The organism is Oxalobacter paeniformigenes (genome assembly GCF_027158465.1).
Classification (GTDB): Bacteria; Pseudomonadota; Gammaproteobacteria; order Burkholderiales; family Burkholderiaceae_D; genus Oxalobacter; species Oxalobacter paeniformigenes.
This window is the reverse complement of record NZ_JAMKYL010000001.1, coordinates 1-20,002: the sequence shown is the minus strand read 5'-3', so window position 1 is coordinate 20,002 and position 20,002 is coordinate 1. Positions and strand designations below refer to the sequence as shown.

Below are 20,002 nucleotides of genomic sequence, written 5' to 3'. Positions count from 1 at the left end.
GACGGCATTCCGAAACATTCATTCCATTACTATCTGACAACGGAGAATCCCATGCAAATCAGCGCCAGAAACCAGCTTCAGGGCATCATTCGCGAAATCAACGAAGGACCGATCAATTCCGAAATCACGCTTGAAATCGCACCTGAAATCATGGTCACTGCCCAAATCACGACGGCTTCCGTCAGACGCCTTCAACTGGCTGTCGGAAAAGTCGCCTACGCCATCATCAAAGCCGATTCCGTCATGGTCGGTGTTGACTGATTTCCGCTATACCACACATAAAAAACGGGTATGTTTTCCATACCCGTTTTTTATGACATCCACCATGGCGGCATACCATGCTGCATCAAAAACATTGACGGCATGTGACATCGTCTCCCTTTTCATAACGTTCCAGGCTTTGCTCCTTCCTGATCGGCAGCTCGTCAAGGGAACTGATCGTCATGCCCAGGTCACGGATCAATCCGTCATGCACACCATATACCCACCCATGAACGGTCAATTCCTGTCCACGACTCCATGCATCCTGAACGATCGTTGTCTGGCAGACATTGGCGACCGATTCAATGACATTCAATTCACAAAGCCGGTCATAGCAAACCCTCTCTGACAAGCTAACCCGAAGGTATTTGCCGTGCTTGTGATGCACTTCCTGTACATGACGCAACCAGTTGTCCGCCAGACCGACACGTTCTCCCGATATGGCGGCATGGACGCCGGAACAATCGTAGTGCCCTGTTACGATAATATGGCGTACCCTGAGAATATCCACAGCAAATTGCATGACCGACAGGCAACTCAAATCGGAATAGGATACGACATTGGCGATATTGCGATGGACAAAAATATCACCCGGTAACAAATTGGTAATCTGGGTAGATGGCACCCTGCTGTCCGAGCAACCTATCCACAAATATTTCGGCAACTGTTGTGCGACAAGGCGAGAAAAATAATCGGTGTCTTCATATACCATCTGCTCCGCCCATGCCCTGTTGCGCTCGAGCAAATGCACAAGCTCGATATCCGATGGATCATATTCTGTATATTTATCCGTCATCGTTCTTTATGTCACATATCATCCGCCACCAACCTATAACGCCAATGCTCTGCGGATATCTTTCAACCATTTTTTCGCAGGCAATCCCGTTTTTTCCCTGATATCGGCTGCGCGTGATTTGAGCGTATCGTAATCTGTTTCGGGCAATATCGTGAATGCCAGAGCGATCACATTACCTTCTGGCGTCGGAGAAAGACAGATCACCTTTTCGAATACACGTGACATGGCCGATATATTCCGTGCAAAACTCGGGTGGTCACCGAACAAATTGACTGTCATCATCCCGCCCGGAACCAGACACCGCTTGCATGCCGCATAAAATTCCGGTGTATCCAGTACCGGTCCCCGCGCCGTCGCGTCATACAAATCGCTGTGCAATACGTCGAATACCCCTGCATTCCGTTCATCATTCACGAAATCCATCGCATCCATCTCAACGATATGCAAACGTTCGTCTTCATCCGGTAATGCGAACATGGAATGGCACACCGAGATAACATCCGGATTCAGTTCGACGGCAACCGTTTTGCAATCGGCAAATTGCCAGTAACAAAACTTTGTCAGCGCGCCTGCGCCAAGTCCCAGCTGGCAAATCATGCGAGGTTGTTCCCTGAACAACAACCATGACATCATTTTGCGGCTGTATTCCAGCTCCAGCCAATTCGGTTTGCGCAACCGCATGGCACCTTGTATCCACTCGGTACCGAAATGAAGATAGCGGACACCCCCCTGTTCGGAAAGGGTTACAGGAGCATACTGTATCCGACGTCTTTCCTCCTTCTTTACAGGTAACACCGACGGACGTAGCGATTCCTCTTTTTCAATCGATTTACGTTTCAACAACATAAGCGAACCGGAAACGGACAATATTCAAAACGGCCTGATTATCCTGTTTCAACCGTGAAAAAGCCAGCTTTTTCTCACGAAAGCACTTGCCGGTATCGCAAACTGCATCTTTCTCGCCCATACCGCTTCTTCCGTAATTGCCGGCAGTGTTTTCAGGCTGATCAACACAGACAAAAAAATACCCCTCGGAAAATTCCTGAGGGGTATTCGGAACATTCGCGAAACCGGTCCGAAAACCGGTTTCCAAAGCCGGACTAATTATTTCTTGCCAACTTTACTTACGATGTTCAGGCTCTTGATACGGCCGGATTCGACACCTGCGTCTGGGTCGATCATGGCGTTGATCAGGCATGGTTTCTTGGAAGCAACTGCTTCTTCCAGAGCTGCCTTCAGTTCAGCCGGGGTTTCTACCAGATAGCCCTTGCCGCCGAAAGCTTCCATCATCTGATCGTAACGACCACGAACCAGACGGGTACAGGATACCAGACCATTGCCCGGATCTGCTTCGTTACCCTTGTAGATACCACCGTTGTTCATGACGATGATGGTAACCGGCAGGTTGTAACGGCAGATGGTTTCAACTTCCATACCGGAGAAGCCGAATGCGGAGTCACCTTCAACAGCGATAACCGGGTCGCCCGTTACGCTTGCGGCACCAACGCAGTAGCCCATACCGATACCCATAACGCCCCAGGTACCGGAGTCCAGACGACGGCGTGGTTCGAGCATGTCAACGATCATACGGGTGTTATCCAGAGCGTTTGCACCTTCGTTAACCAGGTTGATGCTCGGGTTAGCCAGCATGAATTCTTTCAGAACACCCAGGGAGTTGGAGTAGTTCATACCGGTCGGAGCGACAGGAGCTGCCATCTTGGTAGCCAGTTTGCCCTTGTTGGTATCAACTTTTTCTTTCAGAGCGCCAACCCAGTCAGCCGGAGCCTTCGGAGCACCCTTCAGAGCTTCATTCAGGAGAGCCAGGCAGGACTTGACGTCACCGACAACCGGAGCAGCGATCGGCTGGTTGGAATCCATTTCGTTAGCCTGGATATCGATCTGAACGAATTTCTTCAGTTCGTTACCCCAGGTCTTGCCTTTACCATGCTGCATCAGCCAGTTCAGACGTGCACCTACCAGGATACATACGTCACACTGTGCCAGAGCGAAAGCACGGGTAGCAGCAGCAGACTGCGGATGATTGTCAGGCATCAGGCCTTTAGCCATACCCATCGGCAGGAACGGGATGCCGGTCTGTTCAACGAACTGTTTGACTTCTGCTTCAGCCTTGGCCATTGCAGCGCCTTTACCCAGCATGACAACCGGACGTTTTGCGCTCTTGATGACTTCAGCGGCACGAGCGATTGCGTCAGCAGCCGGAATCTGTGCAGGAGCGACATCGATCGGTTTGAAGATCAGTTTCTGAGCTTCTTCAACCGGCAGGGTCTGGCCGAACAGTTTAGCCGGCAGGTCAACATAAACACCACCCGGACGGCCGGATACAGCGGTACGGATAGCACGAGCGATACCGATCGGAATGTCCTTGATGCTGTTGATACGATAGGAAGCTTTGCAATGCGGACGAGCGATGTTCATCTGGTCCATTTCTTCGTAATCGCCCTGCATCAGGTCAACGATTTCACGTTCACTGGAACCGCTCATCAGAATCATCGGGAAGCAGTTGGTGGTTGCGTGTGCCAACGCCGTCAAACCATTCAGGAAGCCAGGTGCGGAAACGGTCAAGCATACACCTGGTTTGTCGCCCTGGATGTAACCAGCGATGGAAGCAGCGTAGCCAGCATGTTGCTCGTGGCGGAAGCTGTAGAACTTCTGACCATCCTGTTCCCACAGACGAGCCAGGTTGGTGATAGGAATGCCGACAACACCATACATGGTATCAATGCCATTTACTTTCAGCACATCCTTCAGCACATGAAAGCCATCAGTCAACTCTACATTGTCTTCGTTACTCATGAGTAATACCTTTCTTTCGGTTGGTTTTGATAAACGTTGTTCAACGTCATTCCCGAGTATGCCGCATTCCCCCTGAAAAGACCGTTGACCTAGGTCAATTTGCCCTGACTGACTCAGGTCAATTCGCTATCATTGATCCAGATCAATTTTCATTTATTGACCCAGATCAATTCGGATGATTTTTCCGGATTTTCAGCTTCAAAAAACACCCCTCGATATACCGGTACAAATTGCACAAAAAACGGTCAAAAAATCCCCTTTCACAAACGGTGCGCCACTTCTCAGCCGAACCGTTCGGAAGACTCTCCACATCCCCCACAGACAAACGTCATCCCGACTCGTACAGAAAATTCGCCTAAGATTTTCCGCATGGCATGCTGAAACACATGAGACCATTCAGCCACCATATCCACGCCTCCTTTTGTCGCTTGCCGTACTGTACGATGCATCGTGTTTTTCCATGAAGATGACCGGCACATTCGATCTTTCCGAAAATACTGGTATGCTTTTTCATTTCAGACAATTTCCGCAGGAGAACAGGTATGCTCAAAAAAGGGCTTTCTTCCATCATCGTGGCATATTTCGCCTGCTTTGGCTGGTCACATGTACAGGCGGCAGAAACTGTTTTCCCGTCATCCGGCATCCTCGACAAACCCGTCAGCACGCTGTCCGTCCTTGCCAAAAACGGCGACACCCGCGCACAACTCTCTCTGGCAATTGCATACTATTACGGCAAAGGTGTCACGCAAAACGATGGAAAAGCGGCCTTCTGGGCCACAAAGGCTGCAGAAAAAGGATCTGCGGATGCCCAATACGTACTGGGTACACTGTATTACCATGGCAGAGGTGTCGCGCCCGATCGCGGGAAAGCGGAATACTGGTACCGCAAGGCTGCCATGCAAAAGCACCCCGCTGCCCAATATGCCCTGGGTGCCATGTACAGTTATGGTGACGGCGTCACACAGGATTACCAGCGTGCTGCACAGCTATTCGGACAGGCCGCCGAACAAGGCAATGCGGATGCACAGCACGCACTCGGCATCATGTATGATTGGGGAAAAGGTGTCGCACAGGATTACAAAAAAGCCGTTTACTGGTATGAGCAGGCAGCCAAACAGGGAAACGCGGGCGCACAATACAATCTGGGCATGATGTACGCACGTGGCGAAGGGGTCGTTCGTGATAGCAAAAAAGCATTCGGGCTGTTCCGGACAGCCGCTGAACACGGTTTACCGGAAGCCCAATACAGTCTGGGCGACATGTACTTCAATGGCGAAAGCATCCCGCAAAGCAAGAAAGAAGCTGCATTCTGGTATCGCAAAGCCGCAACACAAGGTAACGCACTGGCACAAAATGCCCTTGGCATCATGTACATGCGCGGTGACGGCATTTCGCGTAATGACCGTCAAGCCTTCGATCTGTTTAACCAGGCCGCCCGCAAGAGAATTCCGGAAGCCATCGCCAATCTGGGACTGATGTACGCCAAAGGTCAGGGAACCGACAAAAACTATGCGTATGCCTACACGCTGGCCCATCATGCCGCCCTGAATATCAAAAGCGCTGCACGACTGGAAAACGAGCTGAAGAAAATCATGTCGCCGGACGATCGTACGCGTGCCGCATCCCTGACGATAGACGAGATATTGAAATAGTCCACAGGCCTTTCATGGCAATGACATGAAGCCGGGACACCGCTCCGAAAAACTGTGCCGCAGAAAAGCCGCGGGAAAATATGGTCCCGCCGACAGGGATCGAACCTGTATCCCACGCTTAGGAGGCATGTGCACTATCCATTGTGCTACGGCGAGACGCACCGCGATGAGTCGGGCGACGCCATTGTACAGCATCCCAGCTTTCTGTACGAGTGCAGATGACGCATCCATCCGGACTTGCCGTTACAATAGATGCCCTGTTGGCAATGTATTTCGTTTTCGGTTCATTATGGCAATCATTACCCTTGTTGACGCGCAGCTGGCCTTCGGCCATTTCCCCATGCTCGATCACGCCGAATTTTCACTTGAAGCTGGTGAAAAAGTCGGTCTGATCGGTCGCAACGGCACCGGCAAATCATCGCTGTTGCAGGTACTGGCCGGTAAGGCGAAACTCGACGACGGCCTGGTGACCGTACAGCAAAACCTGAAAATCGCCTATGTCGAACAGGAGCCTGTCTTTCCTGCAGAACAGACGGTTTATGAGGCGGTCGCTTCAGGTCTGCACGATATACAGGCATGGCTGAACGAGTATGAACAGCTGACCGCAGAACTCGGTCACAAAAACGACAGCCAGCTGCTCGAACGTCTCAATGAATTGCAAATGCGTCTGGACAGCGCCGACGCATGGAACCTCAACAATCGTGTCGAAACCTTGCTGGAACGTCTGTCGCTGGAAAAAGACGCGCGCATCGGCACCTTGTCGGGCGGTCTTTACAAACGGGTCGCGCTGGCACACGGGCTGATCAGTGCGCCGGACGTCCTGATGCTGGACGAGCCGACCAACCATCTGGACTTCGAATCGATCATCTGGCTGGAAAACATTCTGAAAGAATTTCGCGGAAGCATCGTATTTATCACGCATGACCGGCGTTTTCTGGATCATATCGCCACCCGTATCGTCGAACTCGACCGCGGCCGGCTGCTCTCTTTCCCGGGCAATTTCAGCGCATACCGCACTGCCAAAAACGAACAGCTGGCCAACGAAGCCGTCGAAAACGCGAAATTCGACAAGTTTCTGGCACAGGAAGAAGTCTGGATACGGAAAGGCATCGAGGCACGACGCACCCGAAACGAAGGCCGTGTCAGACGGCTTGAGGCACTCCGTGCCACCCGTGCCGCGAGACGGGAACGGCAGGGACTGGTTCGCATGGACGTTTCATCCGGAGAACGTTCCGGGAAACTGGTCGCGGAATTGACGGATGTTTCCAAGTCTTTCGGCGACAAGACAGTCATCCGTTCTTTTTCGGATATCATCCTGCGTGGAGACAAGATCGGCCTGATCGGCCCGAACGGCGCGGGCAAGACGACCATGCTGAAACTCATTTTGGGCGAACTGGCACCGGACAGCGGCAATATCCGCCTGGGGACACGATTGCAAATTGCTTATTTCGACCAGATGCGCGCACAACTCGACGACAACGCCAGCCTGGCGGATACCATCTCGCCGGGCAGCGAGTGGGTGGAAATCGGAGGCCAGAAAAAACATGTCATGAGTTATCTCTCCGATTTCCTGTTCACTCCGGAACGCGCCCGCTCCCCTGTCAAATCTCTGTCGGGCGGCGAAAGAAACCGACTTCTGCTGGCACGTCTTTTCGCGCGCCCCGCCAATGTACTGGTACTGGACGAACCGACCAACGATCTGGATATCGAAACGCTGGAACTGCTTGAAGAACTGCTTCAGGATTACGATGGCACTGTCTTTCTGGTCAGCCATGACCGTGCCTTTCTGGACAATGTCGTCACACAGGTGATCGCAGCCGAGGGGAACGGTTTGTGGCGTGAATATATCGGTGGTTACAGCGACTGGGAACGCACCCGTCCCGCACCACAGGAAACGGTCAACGAAAAAAAGGTGTCCCGTGATGCGGCACCTTCCCAACGCAAGGAATCTGCCGGAACGCCACGGCGCAAGAAACTGAGTTACAAGGAACAACGCGAACTGGATGAGCTGCCATCCAGAATCGCCGCACTGGAAAGCGAACAGGCACAGATTTCATCACGTCTGAACGACCCGAACCTGTACAAGGGCGATTCCACAGAAGGTATTCGTCTGAACCAGCGTTTTGTCGAAATCGAGGAAGAACTGATGAACTGCATTACCCGATGGGATGAACTGGAATCAAAAACGAAAGAATGATGGCCGAACGGCTTATGACGCAATACGTCTGAAGTCCCGCAACCGGAAACCCAGTGCGAACAACGTGCCGAAATACACGATGCCGCATACGATCATGACCAGCGCCATGGCTCCCACCCGCAACAGCGGATGTGCCTGCATACCGATCCAGTCGAAACAGCTGGCGACCCACATCGAGGCAATGGCAAGCAAGACAAGTGCCACACCGACTTTCAGGAAAAACATCCGCCAGCCGGCCTGCGGCCGATATATCCCGCGGCGACGCAACATGACATACAGAATGGCCGCATTGCCGCACGCGCCGATCCCGATGGACAAGGCCAAACCTGCATGGTCATAGATGGGAACGAAAACCAGATTCATGAGCTGTGTCAGCACCAGCACCAGCACCGCGATCTTGACCGGCGTCCTGATATCTTGCTTGGCATAAAATCCGGGCGCCAGAATGCGCACCACGATCAACCCGATCAGCCCCACGCCATAGGCAATCAGCGCATGGGAAGTCATCACCACATCATGCGCACTGAACTTGCCGTAATGAAACAGTGTCGCCGTAAACGGAACAGGCAAGGTCATCAGCATGACCGATGCCGGCAATGCCAGCAGGAAAGTGAGACGCAAGCCCCAGTCCAGCAACGATGAATATTCCTTTTCATCATTATTGGCGTTGGCCCTGGACAAGCTGGGCAACAGAATCGTCCCCAACGCAACACCAAGCAAGGCATTGGGAAATTCCATCAACCGGTCCGCGTAAGATATCCACGAGACGCTGCCATGCGCCAGCCGCGATGCGATATTGGTATTGATCATCAGGCTGATCTGTGCCACCGATACGGCGAATATCGCCGGAATCATCTGCCGGATAATCCGCCGTACGCCGGCATCCTGAAAAGCACGAACGACATGGATGGAGATACGTGGCAACATGCCGATTTTGACAAGCGCCGGTATCTGGATACCCAGTTGCAACAGACCGCCGACAAACACGGCAAACGCCAGCGCCAGCACCGGCTGTTCCAGACAGGGAGCGACAAAAAGCGAAGCGACGATAAACGATACATTGAGCAGTACCGGCGTAAAGGCCGGGACACGGAATTCACGCCAGGTATTGAGTACCCCGCCTGCCAGCGCAACCAGCGACATGAACAGGATGTAGGGGAACATGATCCGGGTCATCAGTACGGACAAATCGAAAACATCCCTGTTGTTCCCGAATCCGGTAGCGATCAGATATACCACGACGGGAGCGGCGACGATTCCGGCAACGCAGACCAAAACGAGTATCCACACCAGCGCTGTCGCCACCTTGTCCACCAGTTCACGCGCCGGTTTTTCGCCTTTCTGGTTGACGTATTCTGCAAGAATGGGAACGAAAGCCTGCGAGAAGGCACCCTCAGCGAACAATCTTCTCAACAGATTGGGAATGCGGAACGCGACGAAAAAGGCATCGGTAAAACCGGATGCGCCAAACGCCCGCGCGATCAGCAATTCGCGTACCAGCCCTGTGATACGAGAAAGCATGGTCATGCCTGAGATGGTCAGCAGTGTCTTTAGCAGATTCATGGTGCGGCATTATAGCGCCCATCCCGGCACAATATGACGTTGCACGATGACAGGGATGAAACAGTCCGTCACAAAAAACGCGACAAGTCTTTGACGCAGCGGGCAACCCACTGTATAATTTGACGTTTTCCAGTTTTCCCTGCTCATGCAGGTTTTATCAACACTCAATTTTCGATGGAGTTTCCATGTACGCGGTCATAAAAACCGGCGGCAAGCAGTACAAGGTTGTCGCAGGCAAAAAATATAAAGTAGAACAGATACCGGCTGACATTGGATCCGAAATCACTCTTGACCAGGTTCTGGCCGTAGGCGAAGGCGAGTCCATTCGTTTCGGTACCCCACTGGTCGAAGGTGCTCAGGTTCAGGCAACGGTTGTGGCGCAGGGCCGTCATAAAAAGGTCAAGATTTTCAAGATGCGCCGGCGTAAACATTATCAGAAACGTCAGGGACATCGTCAGAACTATACTGAACTGCAAATCGTTTCGATCAACGCTTAAAGCACCTGCAGGCAAGGTTCGTAAAAAATCGTGTCTTAAGGCAAATCATTCTGGAGTATTAACATGGCACACAAAAAAGGCGGCGGTACCACCCGTAACGGTCGTGAATCGGAATCGAAACGGCTGGGCGTGAAAGTTTACGGCGGACAAGCCATCAATGCCGGCAGCATCATCATGCGTCAGCGCGGTACGACCATTCACCCTGGTGAAAACGTCGGTATGGGCAAGGATCATACCCTGTTCGCACTGGTCGACGGCACCGTCAAATTCGTCGTCAAAGGCGAAGCGAAAAAACATTTTGCAACGGTCGTTCCTGCCACCACGGCATAAACCGTATGCAATCGGGCTTGTTATGCGAGCCTTTTCAAATCAGGAGAAGGCTCTGCCGCTGGCAGAGCCTTTTCATATTGACCGGATACGTTCATGAAATTCATTGACGAAGCAAAAATCGAGGTAATCGCCGGAAACGGAGGCAACGGTGTTGCTTCGTTCAATCGCGAGAAATTCAGACCGTTCGGTGGTCCGGACGGTGGTGACGGCGGCAAGGGAGGCAGCATCTGGGCGATTGCCGACAATAACGTCAACACCCTGATCGACTATCACTACACCAAAATGTTCCGCGCAAAAAACGGCGAAAACGGTCGTGGTTCGGACTGTTACGGCAAAGGCGCTGACGATATCGTCCTGCGCATGCCTGTCGGCACGATCATCACCGACCGTGAAACCGGACAAGTTATCGCAGACCTTGTCGAACACGGACAAAAACAGCTTCTGGCACGTGGCGGCGAAGGTGGATGGGGCAATATCCATTTCAAAAGTTCGACGAACCGCGCACCACGACAAAAGACAGACGGAAAACCGGGCGAACGACTTGAACTTCAGCTTGAACTGAAGGTGCTGGCCGACGTCGGTCTTCTTGGCATGCCAAATGCCGGTAAATCGACCCTGATTTCGGCCGTTTCCAACGCACGTCCGAAAATCGCCGATTATCCCTTCACCACATTGCAACCCAATCTCGGCGTCGTCCGTATCGGTCATGAAAAAAGCTTCGTTATCGCCGATATTCCGGGGCTGATCGAAGGCGCTGCCGAAGGTGCCGGTCTTGGGCACCAGTTCCTGAGACACTTGCAACGCACACGGTTGTTGCTGCACCTGATCGATCTGTCGCCTTTTGACGAAACCGCAGATCCGGTCGCGCAAGCGCGCGCGCTGATCGCGGAACTGGAAAAATACGATCCCGAACTGGCCAGAAAACCGAGATGGCTGGTTTTGAACAAGCTGGATCTGGTTCCGGAAAACGAACGTGCGGAAAAGGTTCGCGATCTGGTATCTCGTCTGCAATGGGATGGTCCCGTTTTCGAAATTTCGGCTTATACTAAAACCGGCTGTCATGAATTGATGGAAGCCATTTACCGACATTTCGAACAGCAACGCCGCATGGACGAACTGGCTGCGAAAACCGCCCTTGTCCAGGAAGCGCGCCATATCGATTCCATCGACTCGGACGACCCCCGCTTCAAATCCGTTGAATAACCCACAGCTCCGGCCACTGACATGAACTCGGTCATACAAAACGCAAAACGCCTCATCATCAAAGTCGGTTCCTCACTGGTCACCAACGACGGACACGGACTTGACCATGACGCCATCGCAAAATGGTCCGAACAAATCGCACGACTGCGCCATCAGGGCAAGGAAATCATTCTGGTCAGCTCCGGCGCGATTGCCGAGGGTATGTTGCAGCTGGGATTCAGCAAGCGTCCGGTGGATATTCATGAATTGCAGGCTTGTGCCGCAGTCGGACAAATGGGGCTGGTACAAATCTACCAGACCAGTTTCGAGACACATGGTCTTCATACCGCACAGGTTTTGCTCACACACGCCGACCTTGCCGACCGTGAACGCTACCTGAATGCACGTTCCACGCTGCTTACGCTGTTGCGCTTCGGCGTGATTCCGATCATCAACGAAAACGATACCGTCGTCACCGATGAAATCAAGTTCGGCGATAACGATACGCTGGGCGCTCTGGTAGCCAATCTGGTCGAGGCAGACGCCTTGATCATTCTGACTGACCAAAAGGGACTGTTCACCGCCGACCCGCGCAAGGACCCCGATGCCGAACTGGTCTCAAACGCACAGGCCGGCGATCCGAAACTGGAAAGTATGGCTGGCGGCGCAGGAACGGGTATCGGACGGGGTGGCATGCTCACCAAGGTACTGGCAGCGAAACGTGCCGCCAGTTCCGGAGCTCATACTGTCATCGCATGGGGACGTGAAAACGACGTTTTGCTGCGTCTGGCTGAAGGCGAAATGATCGGTTCGCAACTGGTCGCGCCAAACAATCACCTTCAGGCACGCAAACAGTGGATCGCAGATCACCTTCAGACAGCGGGAAATGCGATACTGGATGCCGGCGCTGTACAGAAAGTCCGTGACGAAGGCAAGTCCTTGCTGCCCATCGGCGTCATCGGCATCACCGGCGAATTCGGGCGTGGTGAAATCATTTCCTGCCTGGACGAATCCGGCAAGGAAATCGCACGTGGCCTGACGAACTATTCGAGTACGGAAGCCCAACTGATCTCTCGACACAAATCATCGGATTTCACTGACATCCTGGGATATGAAGGTGCACCGGAACTGATTCACCGGGACAACTTGCTGGTATTTTAATACTCGAACGAACTGCCGGTGTAATTGTTCCGGTTGATCGGACGGTTGTAACGTACTCGGAATATGATGTCTTCGGCAGAACCGGCAATCGCTTTTCCATCGCAGAAAAACTCCTGTACCAGTACGGCACGCGGGCGGTTGGCCGCGTAAAAATTGATCGGCCGCCAATCCTCGTTTTTCGCCATGACCCACTTGTTGTTACGATGTCCGTAGGCATAGCGCCTGAATTCGAACGTCCCGCAACGGACGCCTTCGTAACTGACGTTTTTCGCGCCCGCATTGCTTTTCGTCACCATCGTATAACGGATTTCATCGGGGCTGACCGACACGGATGCCGGATCAATAAAAAAAGATTGGGTCTGTGTCGGTCCGATTTCAAACTCCAGCAATTTCTCCTCATCCGGGAAAGCAGGTAAATTCACCGGCAATACCTTGTATTCCCGTGGCTTTTCGTCCTCGTCATCACTGTATTCGCCGAAAATGATTTCTGCGGAAGCATGAACCGAGACAAGAAGCAACATGAGCCCCCCCGTCCATCTGATCCAGCCCGCAAAAACATCAAGCCATTTTTTTCGCATCCGATATCCTGTCCGATTCTGCCGTTTCCGTTTTTTTCCGTTCAACCGGCATTTTTCCCTTGCCGGTCGCTGCAGGCAAACCGCCCGTATAGAGTCTGAAATATTGCTGGTTGTCCGGTTTCGGCGGAGGATTCAGAAAACGCGACAGTTCCTGGAGTGCCTTCAGATAGACATCCCGTTTGAATTCGATCACGACATCAAGCGGCACCCAGTATTTATGCCAGCGCCATGCATCGAATTCAGGGGTATTGGTCAATCGCAGATTGATGTCGGTATCCCTGCCAAGCATCCGCAGCAGGAACCATATCTGCTTCTGTCCACGATAATGCCCCCTGACTTCACGCCGGATAAAATGGGCAGGGACTTCATAACGCAACCAGTTCCGTGTTCTTCCGACTACCTTGACATGTTCCTGCCGCAAACCGGTTTCTTCCTGCAATTCGCGATACATGGCCTGTTCCGGCGTTTCACCATATTTGATGCCGCCCTGCGGAAACTGCCACGACTGCTCACGGACACGTTTTCCCCACCACACCTCGTTGTTGGTATTGAGCAAAATAATACCGACGTTGGGGCGGTAACCTTCACGGTCCAACATGTTTCACCTCAAAGTCTTTGCAAAATGCCTTTTTCACCGTTCGCTTTCCGCCATTTCGACCTGAAAAATTTACGATAGTTACAACAAACCGCCATCTATTTCAGGCGTTCGGGCAAACTGTGAACGCATCTGCCAGCTAATCCTTTAGAATCATATGGATTATAACCCTGTTATGTTCATAAAAGAATTCACTGCCATGCGTGCATCACAATTTTTTATTTCGACGCTGAAAGAAGCGCCCGCCGATGCGGAAATCATCAGTCATAAACTTATGGTCAGGGCCGGGATGATCCGGCGTCTGGGGTCGGGCATTTATGCCTATATGCCGATGGGACTTCGCGTCATCCACAAAATCGAGAATATCATCCGTGAAGAAATGAACCGTTCCGGTGCCGTTGAATTGCTCATGCCGATTGTACAGCCCGCCGAGCTGTGGCAGGAAACCGGCCGTTGGCAAAAATACGGTCCTGAACTGCTGCGCATCAAGGATCGTCATGATCGCGATTTCATCATTCAGCCGACTTCCGAAGAAGTGATTACGGATATCGCCCGCAACGTGATCAAGTCCTATCGCCAGCTGCCAGTCAATTTCTATCACATCCAGACGAAGTTCCGCGACGAACGTCGGCCCCGTTTCGGTCTGATGCGTGGTCGTGAATTTACGATGAAAGACGCCTATTCATTCGATCGTGACATCGAAGGATTGAAAAAATCCTACCAGATCATGTTCGATGCCTATATCCGCATTTTCACCCGTTTCGGTTTGAAATTCCGTCCGGTTGCGGCGGATAACGGCGCCATCGGCGGTTCAGGTTCCCATGAATTCCATGTCATTGCCGAAACGGGTGAAGATGCGCTGGTTTATTCCCTGGAATCGGATTACGCGGCCAATATGGAAGCCGCCGTCGCACTGCCGCCTTCCGGTACCCGTCCGGCACCGACCCGGGAAATGCAGAAAGTACCGACTCCGGGACAGAAAGCCTGCGAGGATGTCACCGCTTTCCTGAAACAGCCATTGACCAGCTCGCTGAAGGTCATTGCTGTCATCCGTACCGAAATCCCGGAAGACGCACCTGGCCATTTCGCCGTCATTCTGATGCGTGGCGACCACGAACTCAACGAAGTCAAAACCCAGAAAAATATCGGTGATTTCCGTTTCGCCAGCGAAAGTGAAATCGTGCATTATTTCGGTTGCCCTTCCGGCTATCTTGGCCCGGTCGGCCTGACTGATCGCTCCGACATCGCGTTTTACGCCGACCATGCCGTGACTATCATGAGCGACTTCATTTGTGGCGCCAATGAAAAGGATATGCACTATACCGGTGTCAACTGGGAGCGCGATGTACCGTTACCCGACGTCATCGCAGACTTCCGCAACGTGGTCGAAGGCGATCCGTCTCCCGACGGAAAAGGTACGCTGGCCATCCAGCGAGGTATCGAAGTCGGACACGTTTTCCAGCTGGGTACGCGTTACTCCAACGACATGAACGCCACCTATCTCGATGAAAACGGCAAGCCGCAACTGATGCAAATGGGTTGCTACGGTATCGGCGTCACCCGAATCGTCGGCGCCGCCATCGAACAAAACAATGACGACCGTGGCATCATTTGGCCGATATCCATCGCACCGTTCGAAGTCGTCCTCTGCCCGTTAGGTTACGATCGCAGCGAGAGTGTCAGAAATACGGCGGACAACCTGTATGAAACACTGAAGGCATCGGGTATCGATGTCATTCTGGATGACCGTGGCGAAAGGCCGGGCGTCATGTTCTCGGATTGGGAACTGATCGGTATACCGCATCGTATCGTCATCGGCGAACGTGGCCTCAAAAAGGGCGAACTCGAATATCAGGGACGACGCGACGAGCAGGCCACTGCCGTCGCCGCCGACAGTATGGCTGACTTTATCCGCAACAAACTTGCAAGTGAGCGATAACACGAAATGGGCGCCGGATTTTCCACACAAAATATCCGGAGCGGACCATTCGGAAAGCCATAAAAAAACGCCAGAATGATCTGGCGTTTTTTTATGGTCACATGAGGTGATCTCGCATATTGTGGCAGACAACCCACCCTGCCGACGCTTTGGCACGAAAACAGCAACACCACCGACCTTGCCGGTATCTGTCAGGCACTTCAGCTGCAAAGCGTTTCCGTTTATTTGAGCTGTGCCGATACCAGCTTGGTCATTTCAAACATCGAAACCTGTGCCTTTCCTCCGAAAACAGGTTTCAGTTTGTCATCTGCATTGATCATCCTGCGATTGTTCTTGTCTTGCAGGTTGTTTTGCTTGATATAGTCCCAGATTTTCTTGGTCACTTCAGTACGCGGCATGGGCGTCGCACCGATCACGGCCGCCAGTACGGCACTCGGCGTAACCGGTTTCATGAAAGCTGCGTTGGGTGTACGTTTAGCCGGCTCGTTCTTTATGGATGCGGAAGTTTTGGTAGATTTTGCTGCAGGTTTTTTTGTTGCCATAACGATACCTCATATACAAAGTACGAAGGGGAATTTATGTAACTTACTGCATGAACAAATATAGGTGCTAAATCTCGTAAAACGCAAGCATTTTTTCCCACTGGACGAATAAAGTGTGGTTAATATGCTTTTCTCATCCCCTTTCAAAAACGTCTGGCACAAATTCATTGATTTTCAAGGACGTTTCGCGAGCCTTACCGCATACCCGGCATCATTCCTTTCAGACCACGCATCAGCTTCATCATGCCGCCGTTTCTCATTTTTTTCATCATCGACTGCATTTGTTCGAACTGCGAAAGCAAGCGGTTGACTTCCTGAACCTGTACGCCGGCACCTGCCGCTATCCGCCGTTTGCGCGATGCCTTGATCAGTTCCGGTTTCGCACGCTCCTGCGGAGTCATCGAATTGATGATACCTGCCATTCTGCCGACATGCCGGTTGGCCTGTTCCATATTGGTGCCTTGTGCAGCCTGCCGGAACTGGGCAGGCATTTTGTCCAGCATGCCGGACAGCCCCCCCATGTTTTTCATTTGTTCAAGCTGAGCCTTGAAATCATTCAGGTCGAAGCGTCCACCGACCTTCAGTTTCTTTTCCAGTTCCTGAGCCGCCTTGAGATCGACATTCTTGCGTGCCTCTTCCACCAGCGCCAGGATATCGCCCATACCCAATATCCTGTTCGCCATCCTGACCGGATCGAACGGTTCCAGTCCGTCAAGTTTTTCCGAAACACCGACGAACTTGACCGGTTTCCCTGTGATATGCCGTACCGACAAAGCCGCACCGCCACGTGCATCACCATCGAGTTTGGTCAGTACGATACCCGTCAACGGCAAAGCATCGTTAAAGCTCCGGGCGACATTGATGGCATCCTGCCCCAGCATCGCATCCACGACGAACAGCGTTTCTATCGGCGACAATGCACGGTGCAAACCGGATATTTCCTGCATCATGTCCTCGTCGATTCCCAAACGGCCCGCGGTATCGACGATCAGCACATCGTAAAAATGCCGTTTGGCATAATCCAGTGCCGCCTGCGCAATAGCAACCGGTTGTTGTGACGCATCGGTTCCGAAAAAATCGGCACCGCTCTGCGCGGAAACCGTTTCAAGCTGTTTGATCGCCGCAGGCCGGTACACGTCCGTCGATACCGTCAACACCTTCTTTTTCTTTTCCTGACGCAAATATCTGGCCAGTTTGCCCACCGTCGTGGTTTTGCCGACCCCTTGCAGACCTGCCATGAGAATGATCGCCGGTGGCTGCGTGGCAAAATTGAGCTGTGAAGCCTTTTCTCCCAGGTCGGCTCCCATGACACTGGCCAGCTCCTGCTGAACCACACCGACCAATGCCTGTCCCGGCGAAAGCGAATCCATCACTTCCTTGCCCATCGCCTTTTCACGCACCTTGCCGATAAAATTCTTGACGACAGGCAACGCGACATCGGCCTCCAGTAACGCCAGTCTTACTTCCCTCAGCATTTCAGCTGTATTGGCTTCCGTTAAACGTGCCTCGCCACGAATCGTCTTGACGACTTTGGCCAGACGTTGAGTCAGGTTATCCAGCATAGCAATCCAGTAAAAAGTAAATTTCAGAAAAAGACCCGTTCGGGTCACAGCATTGCGTTCTTATTGTAATCGCATTTCCCACACAGCCCCCAAACCACGGAAAATGGCAAGCCTCCTCGTGCAGCGCTTCTGACATCCGTACCGTGAAACGATTTGCCCCATTTTCGTTCCGATTTGAAATCGATAACAGGCAATATCTGTCTCCCGAAGGCTTTTTTAGTTGCGAACCGTACTTTGTATATTCTACAATGACCTTTAACTTTGAATTAGTGTAACCTTTTTTCCTGCAGAGAAAGCGAGACCCAAATATGACATCAGATATTGCCATTGCTCAAAGTGCGAAAATGCTTCGCATCAGTCAAGTTGCGCAACGCTATGATATCGAGGAAGAATACCTGGAACCCTACGGTCACTACAAAGCCAAGATTTCACTGGATTTCCTCGACACTCTGAAGGATAAACCGGATGGCAAACTGATCATGGTCACAGCCATCAATCCGACTCCGGCCGGTGAAGGCAAAACCACAACCACGATCGGCCTGGGCGACGCACTCAATCGCATCGGCAAAAAAGCCATTATCTGTCTTCGCGAACCGTCCATGGGACCGGTATTCGGCATGAAAGGCGGCGCTGCCGGCGGTGGTTACTCGCAAGTCATCCCGATGGAAGACATCAATCTCCATTTCACCGGCGACATCAGCGCCGTTGCCATGGCAAACAACCTGTTGTCCGCACTGATTGACAACCATATCCATCATGGCAACGAGCTGGGCATTGATGCACGTCGTATCGTGTGGAAACGCGTCATCGACATGAACGACCGTTCCCTGCGCAACATCACCGTCGGTCTGGGTGGGCCTGCCAACGGTTTCCCGCGTGCTGACGGTTTCAATATCGCCGTCGCTTCCGAAGTCATGGCTATCTTCTGTCTGGCCACCAGTCTGCAGGATCTGAAAGAACGCCTCGGCAAAATCGTGGTCGCCTATACCCGTGACCTGAAACCGATTTTCGCCAGCGACCTCAAGGCACATGGCGCCATGGCCGCACTGCTCAAGGATGCCATCAAGCCCAACATGGTCCAGACACTGGAAAACAATCTGGCATTTATCCATGGCGGTCCGTTCGCCAACATCGCGACCGGCAGCAACTCGGTCATCGCGACCAAATCCGCACTGAAACTGGCTGACTATGTCGTCACCGAAAGCGGTTTCGGTGCTGATCTCGGTGCTGAAAAATTCGTCGATATCGTCTGCCGCAAATCGGGACTTCGTCCGGATTGCGCAGTTATCGTCGTCACCATCCGCGCACTGAAATATCACGGTGGCGTCAACCTGCCTGACCTGGGCAAGGAAAATCTGGCTGCCCTTGAAAAGGGTATTGCACACCTTGAACGTCACGTCAACAACATCCGCAACCATTACGGTTTGCCATGTGTCATCTGCATCAACCACTTCACGCTGGATACCGATGCCGAAATCCAGCTGCTCAAGGACAAAATGGCAAGCCGTGGTGCACCGATCGTCGTTTCCAAACACTGGAGCGAAGGCGGAAAGGGTGCAGAGGAACTGGCACAAACCGTCGTCAACGTCATCGAAACCACACCGAGCAACTTCAAGTTCGTCTATGACGAAACGGATTCGCTGTGGAACAAGATGGCCACACTGGCAACCAAACTGTATGGCGCACGTGATATCGTCGCCGACAGCAAGGTCAAGGCACAGATCCGCAAGCTGGAAGAAGACGGATACAAGAACTATCCGATTTGTGTGGCCAAGACACAATATTCCTTTGCGACCGACCCTGCATTGCGCGGCGCGCCATCCGGCCACTCCGTCAATATCCGCGAAGTCCAGCTGGCATCGGGTGCCGAATTCATCGTGATGTTGTGCGGCGATGTCATGACCATGCCGGGTCTGCCGAAAGTCCCTTCATCCAACATGATCGACATCGATGCTGAAGGACGGATAGTCGGATTATTCTGATTTTCGACGCCTCATCCGGTCTTGTCGCCGGATGAGGCAACAAGGTAAATGAGCCATTCTGCGTCATAAACGCAGGATTCATTTTTTATTTGAATTTCATGATTAGAAGGCAGGCTCACAGCATCTGCTTCGAGCCTGACAACACCGCCCTGCAATGCGTTATCTATCAGATAACGTAAAGTACCTTTTGTTACCGGCAAGGTTCTATCGTGACGGGCATGGGTTTTTCTCATATGTACGAGAACTTCATACATACATAAAAACGGAATTGATAAAAACAGTCCGACAAACAGGTCATACCGTAATGCGATCATGCTGAAACGGCAAATCGCCTGTCAGTCGAGGACGAAG

18 protein-coding genes and 1 tRNA gene are annotated in these 20,002 nt (G+C 52.3%); 9 read left to right on the top strand and 10 right to left on the bottom strand.

Translation table 11 applies throughout. The annotated features are described in order from the left end of the window. Nucleotides 1-51 precede the first annotated feature (51 nt). Nucleotides 52-261 (top strand): TOBE domain-containing protein, encoded by a 210-nt coding sequence (locus NAI64_RS00095; protein WP_269296624.1) that lies wholly within the window; start codon nucleotides 52-54, stop codon nucleotides 259-261. An 85-nt stretch (nucleotides 262-346) separates the two neighbouring features. Here NAI64_RS00095 and NAI64_RS00090 read toward each other — a convergent pair whose 3' ends face one another. The 3 genes from NAI64_RS00090 to oxc all read right to left on the bottom strand — a co-directional run bounded on the left by NAI64_RS00090 (nucleotide 347) and on the right by oxc (nucleotide 3,871). After that, nucleotides 347-1,057 carry a carbonic anhydrase gene (locus NAI64_RS00090; protein ID WP_269296622.1) on the bottom strand — a complete coding sequence of 237 codons (711 nt, stop codon included), beginning with the start codon at nucleotides 1,055-1,057 and terminating at the stop codon, nucleotides 347-349. 33 nt (nucleotides 1,058-1,090) lie between these two features. Further along, entirely contained in the window at nucleotides 1,091-1,903 is an 813-nt protein-coding gene (locus NAI64_RS00085; protein ID WP_269296620.1) for a spermine/spermidine synthase domain-containing protein, read from the bottom strand. A gap of 258 nt (nucleotides 1,904-2,161) precedes the next feature. Further along, complete coding sequence (oxc, locus tag NAI64_RS00080; RefSeq protein WP_269296618.1) at nucleotides 2,162-3,871, bottom strand: oxalyl-CoA decarboxylase; 1,710 nt, start codon at nucleotides 3,869-3,871, stop codon at nucleotides 2,162-2,164. A 542-nt stretch (nucleotides 3,872-4,413) separates the two neighbouring features. Here oxc and NAI64_RS00075 point away from each other — a divergent pair. Then, nucleotides 4,414-5,523 (top strand): SEL1-like repeat protein, encoded by a 1,110-nt coding sequence (locus tag NAI64_RS00075; protein ID WP_269296616.1) that lies wholly within the window; start codon nucleotides 4,414-4,416, stop codon nucleotides 5,521-5,523. A gap of 81 nt (nucleotides 5,524-5,604) precedes the next feature. Here NAI64_RS00075 and NAI64_RS00070 read toward each other — a convergent pair. Next, a tRNA-Arg gene (locus NAI64_RS00070) sits at nucleotides 5,605-5,679 on the bottom strand. A 133-nt stretch (nucleotides 5,680-5,812) separates the two neighbouring features. Here NAI64_RS00070 and NAI64_RS00065 point away from each other — a divergent pair. Further along, nucleotides 5,813-7,720, top strand: a complete 1,908-nt coding sequence (locus tag NAI64_RS00065) for an ATP-binding cassette domain-containing protein (protein WP_269296614.1) — start codon at nucleotides 5,813-5,815, stop codon at nucleotides 7,718-7,720. A gap of 12 nt (nucleotides 7,721-7,732) precedes the next feature. Here the strand turns inward: NAI64_RS00065 and murJ are convergent, their stop codons facing one another. Next, nucleotides 7,733-9,283, bottom strand: a complete 1,551-nt coding sequence (gene murJ / locus NAI64_RS00060) for a murein biosynthesis integral membrane protein MurJ (RefSeq protein WP_269296613.1) — start codon at nucleotides 9,281-9,283, stop codon at nucleotides 7,733-7,735. A gap of 185 nt (nucleotides 9,284-9,468) precedes the next feature. On the opposite strand from murJ, the gene rplU reads away from it, so the two are divergent. From rplU to proB, 4 genes are all read left to right on the top strand, one after another. Beyond that, nucleotides 9,469-9,780: a 50S ribosomal protein L21 gene (gene rplU / locus NAI64_RS00055; protein WP_269264976.1), complete on the top strand. Its 312-nt coding sequence runs from the start codon at nucleotides 9,469-9,471 to the stop codon at nucleotides 9,778-9,780. Nucleotides 9,781-9,843: 63 nt separating this feature from the next. Beyond that, on the top strand, nucleotides 9,844-10,110 hold the full coding sequence (gene rpmA, locus NAI64_RS00050; protein WP_269296611.1) for a 50S ribosomal protein L27: 267 nt from the start codon (nucleotides 9,844-9,846) through the stop codon (nucleotides 10,108-10,110). A 93-nt stretch (nucleotides 10,111-10,203) separates the two neighbouring features. After that, complete coding sequence (gene cgtA / locus NAI64_RS00045; RefSeq protein WP_269296609.1) at nucleotides 10,204-11,313, top strand: Obg family GTPase CgtA; 1,110 nt, start codon at nucleotides 10,204-10,206, stop codon at nucleotides 11,311-11,313. A 21-nt stretch (nucleotides 11,314-11,334) separates the two neighbouring features. Further along, complete coding sequence (gene proB, locus NAI64_RS00040; RefSeq protein WP_269296606.1) at nucleotides 11,335-12,453, top strand: glutamate 5-kinase; 1,119 nt, start codon at nucleotides 11,335-11,337, stop codon at nucleotides 12,451-12,453. Here proB and NAI64_RS00035 read toward each other — a convergent pair. Then, a complete protein-coding gene (locus NAI64_RS00035) occupies nucleotides 12,450-12,974 on the bottom strand; it encodes a CNP1-like family protein (protein WP_269296604.1) in 525 nt (174 codons plus the stop codon). The two genes, proB and NAI64_RS00035, sit on opposite strands and share 4 nt — an antisense overlap. Nucleotides 12,975-13,011: 37 nt before the next feature. Further along, nucleotides 13,012-13,629: an RNA pyrophosphohydrolase gene (locus NAI64_RS00030; protein ID WP_269296602.1), complete on the bottom strand. Its 618-nt coding sequence runs from the start codon at nucleotides 13,627-13,629 to the stop codon at nucleotides 13,012-13,014. A 196-nt stretch (nucleotides 13,630-13,825) separates the two neighbouring features. On the opposite strand from NAI64_RS00030, the gene NAI64_RS00025 reads away from it, so the two are divergent. After that, on the top strand, nucleotides 13,826-15,565 hold the full coding sequence (locus tag NAI64_RS00025) for a proline--tRNA ligase (RefSeq protein WP_269297948.1): 1,740 nt from the start codon (nucleotides 13,826-13,828) through the stop codon (nucleotides 15,563-15,565). A gap of 221 nt (nucleotides 15,566-15,786) precedes the next feature. On the opposite strand, the gene NAI64_RS00020 is transcribed toward NAI64_RS00025, so the two are convergent. Continuing rightward, nucleotides 15,787-16,107, bottom strand: coding sequence for an SWIB/MDM2 domain-containing protein (locus NAI64_RS00020; protein WP_407946897.1), 321 nt, complete (start codon nucleotides 16,105-16,107; stop codon nucleotides 15,787-15,789). A gap of 194 nt (nucleotides 16,108-16,301) precedes the next feature. Continuing rightward, on the bottom strand, nucleotides 16,302-17,669 hold the full coding sequence (gene ffh / locus NAI64_RS00015; protein WP_269296598.1) for a signal recognition particle protein: 1,368 nt from the start codon (nucleotides 17,667-17,669) through the stop codon (nucleotides 16,302-16,304). Between the two features lie 308 nt (nucleotides 17,670-17,977). Here ffh and NAI64_RS00010 point away from each other — a divergent pair, with 308 nt between their 5' ends. Further along, on the top strand, nucleotides 17,978-19,651 hold the full coding sequence (locus NAI64_RS00010; RefSeq protein ID WP_269296596.1) for a formate--tetrahydrofolate ligase: 1,674 nt from the start codon (nucleotides 17,978-17,980) through the stop codon (nucleotides 19,649-19,651). 11 nt (nucleotides 19,652-19,662) lie between these two features. Here NAI64_RS00010 and NAI64_RS00005 read toward each other — a convergent pair whose 3' ends face one another. Continuing rightward, nucleotides 19,663-19,905 carry a hypothetical protein gene (locus NAI64_RS00005; protein ID WP_269296594.1) on the bottom strand — a complete coding sequence of 81 codons (243 nt, stop codon included), beginning with the start codon at nucleotides 19,903-19,905 and terminating at the stop codon, nucleotides 19,663-19,665. Between the last annotated feature and the right edge of the window lie 97 nt (nucleotides 19,906-20,002).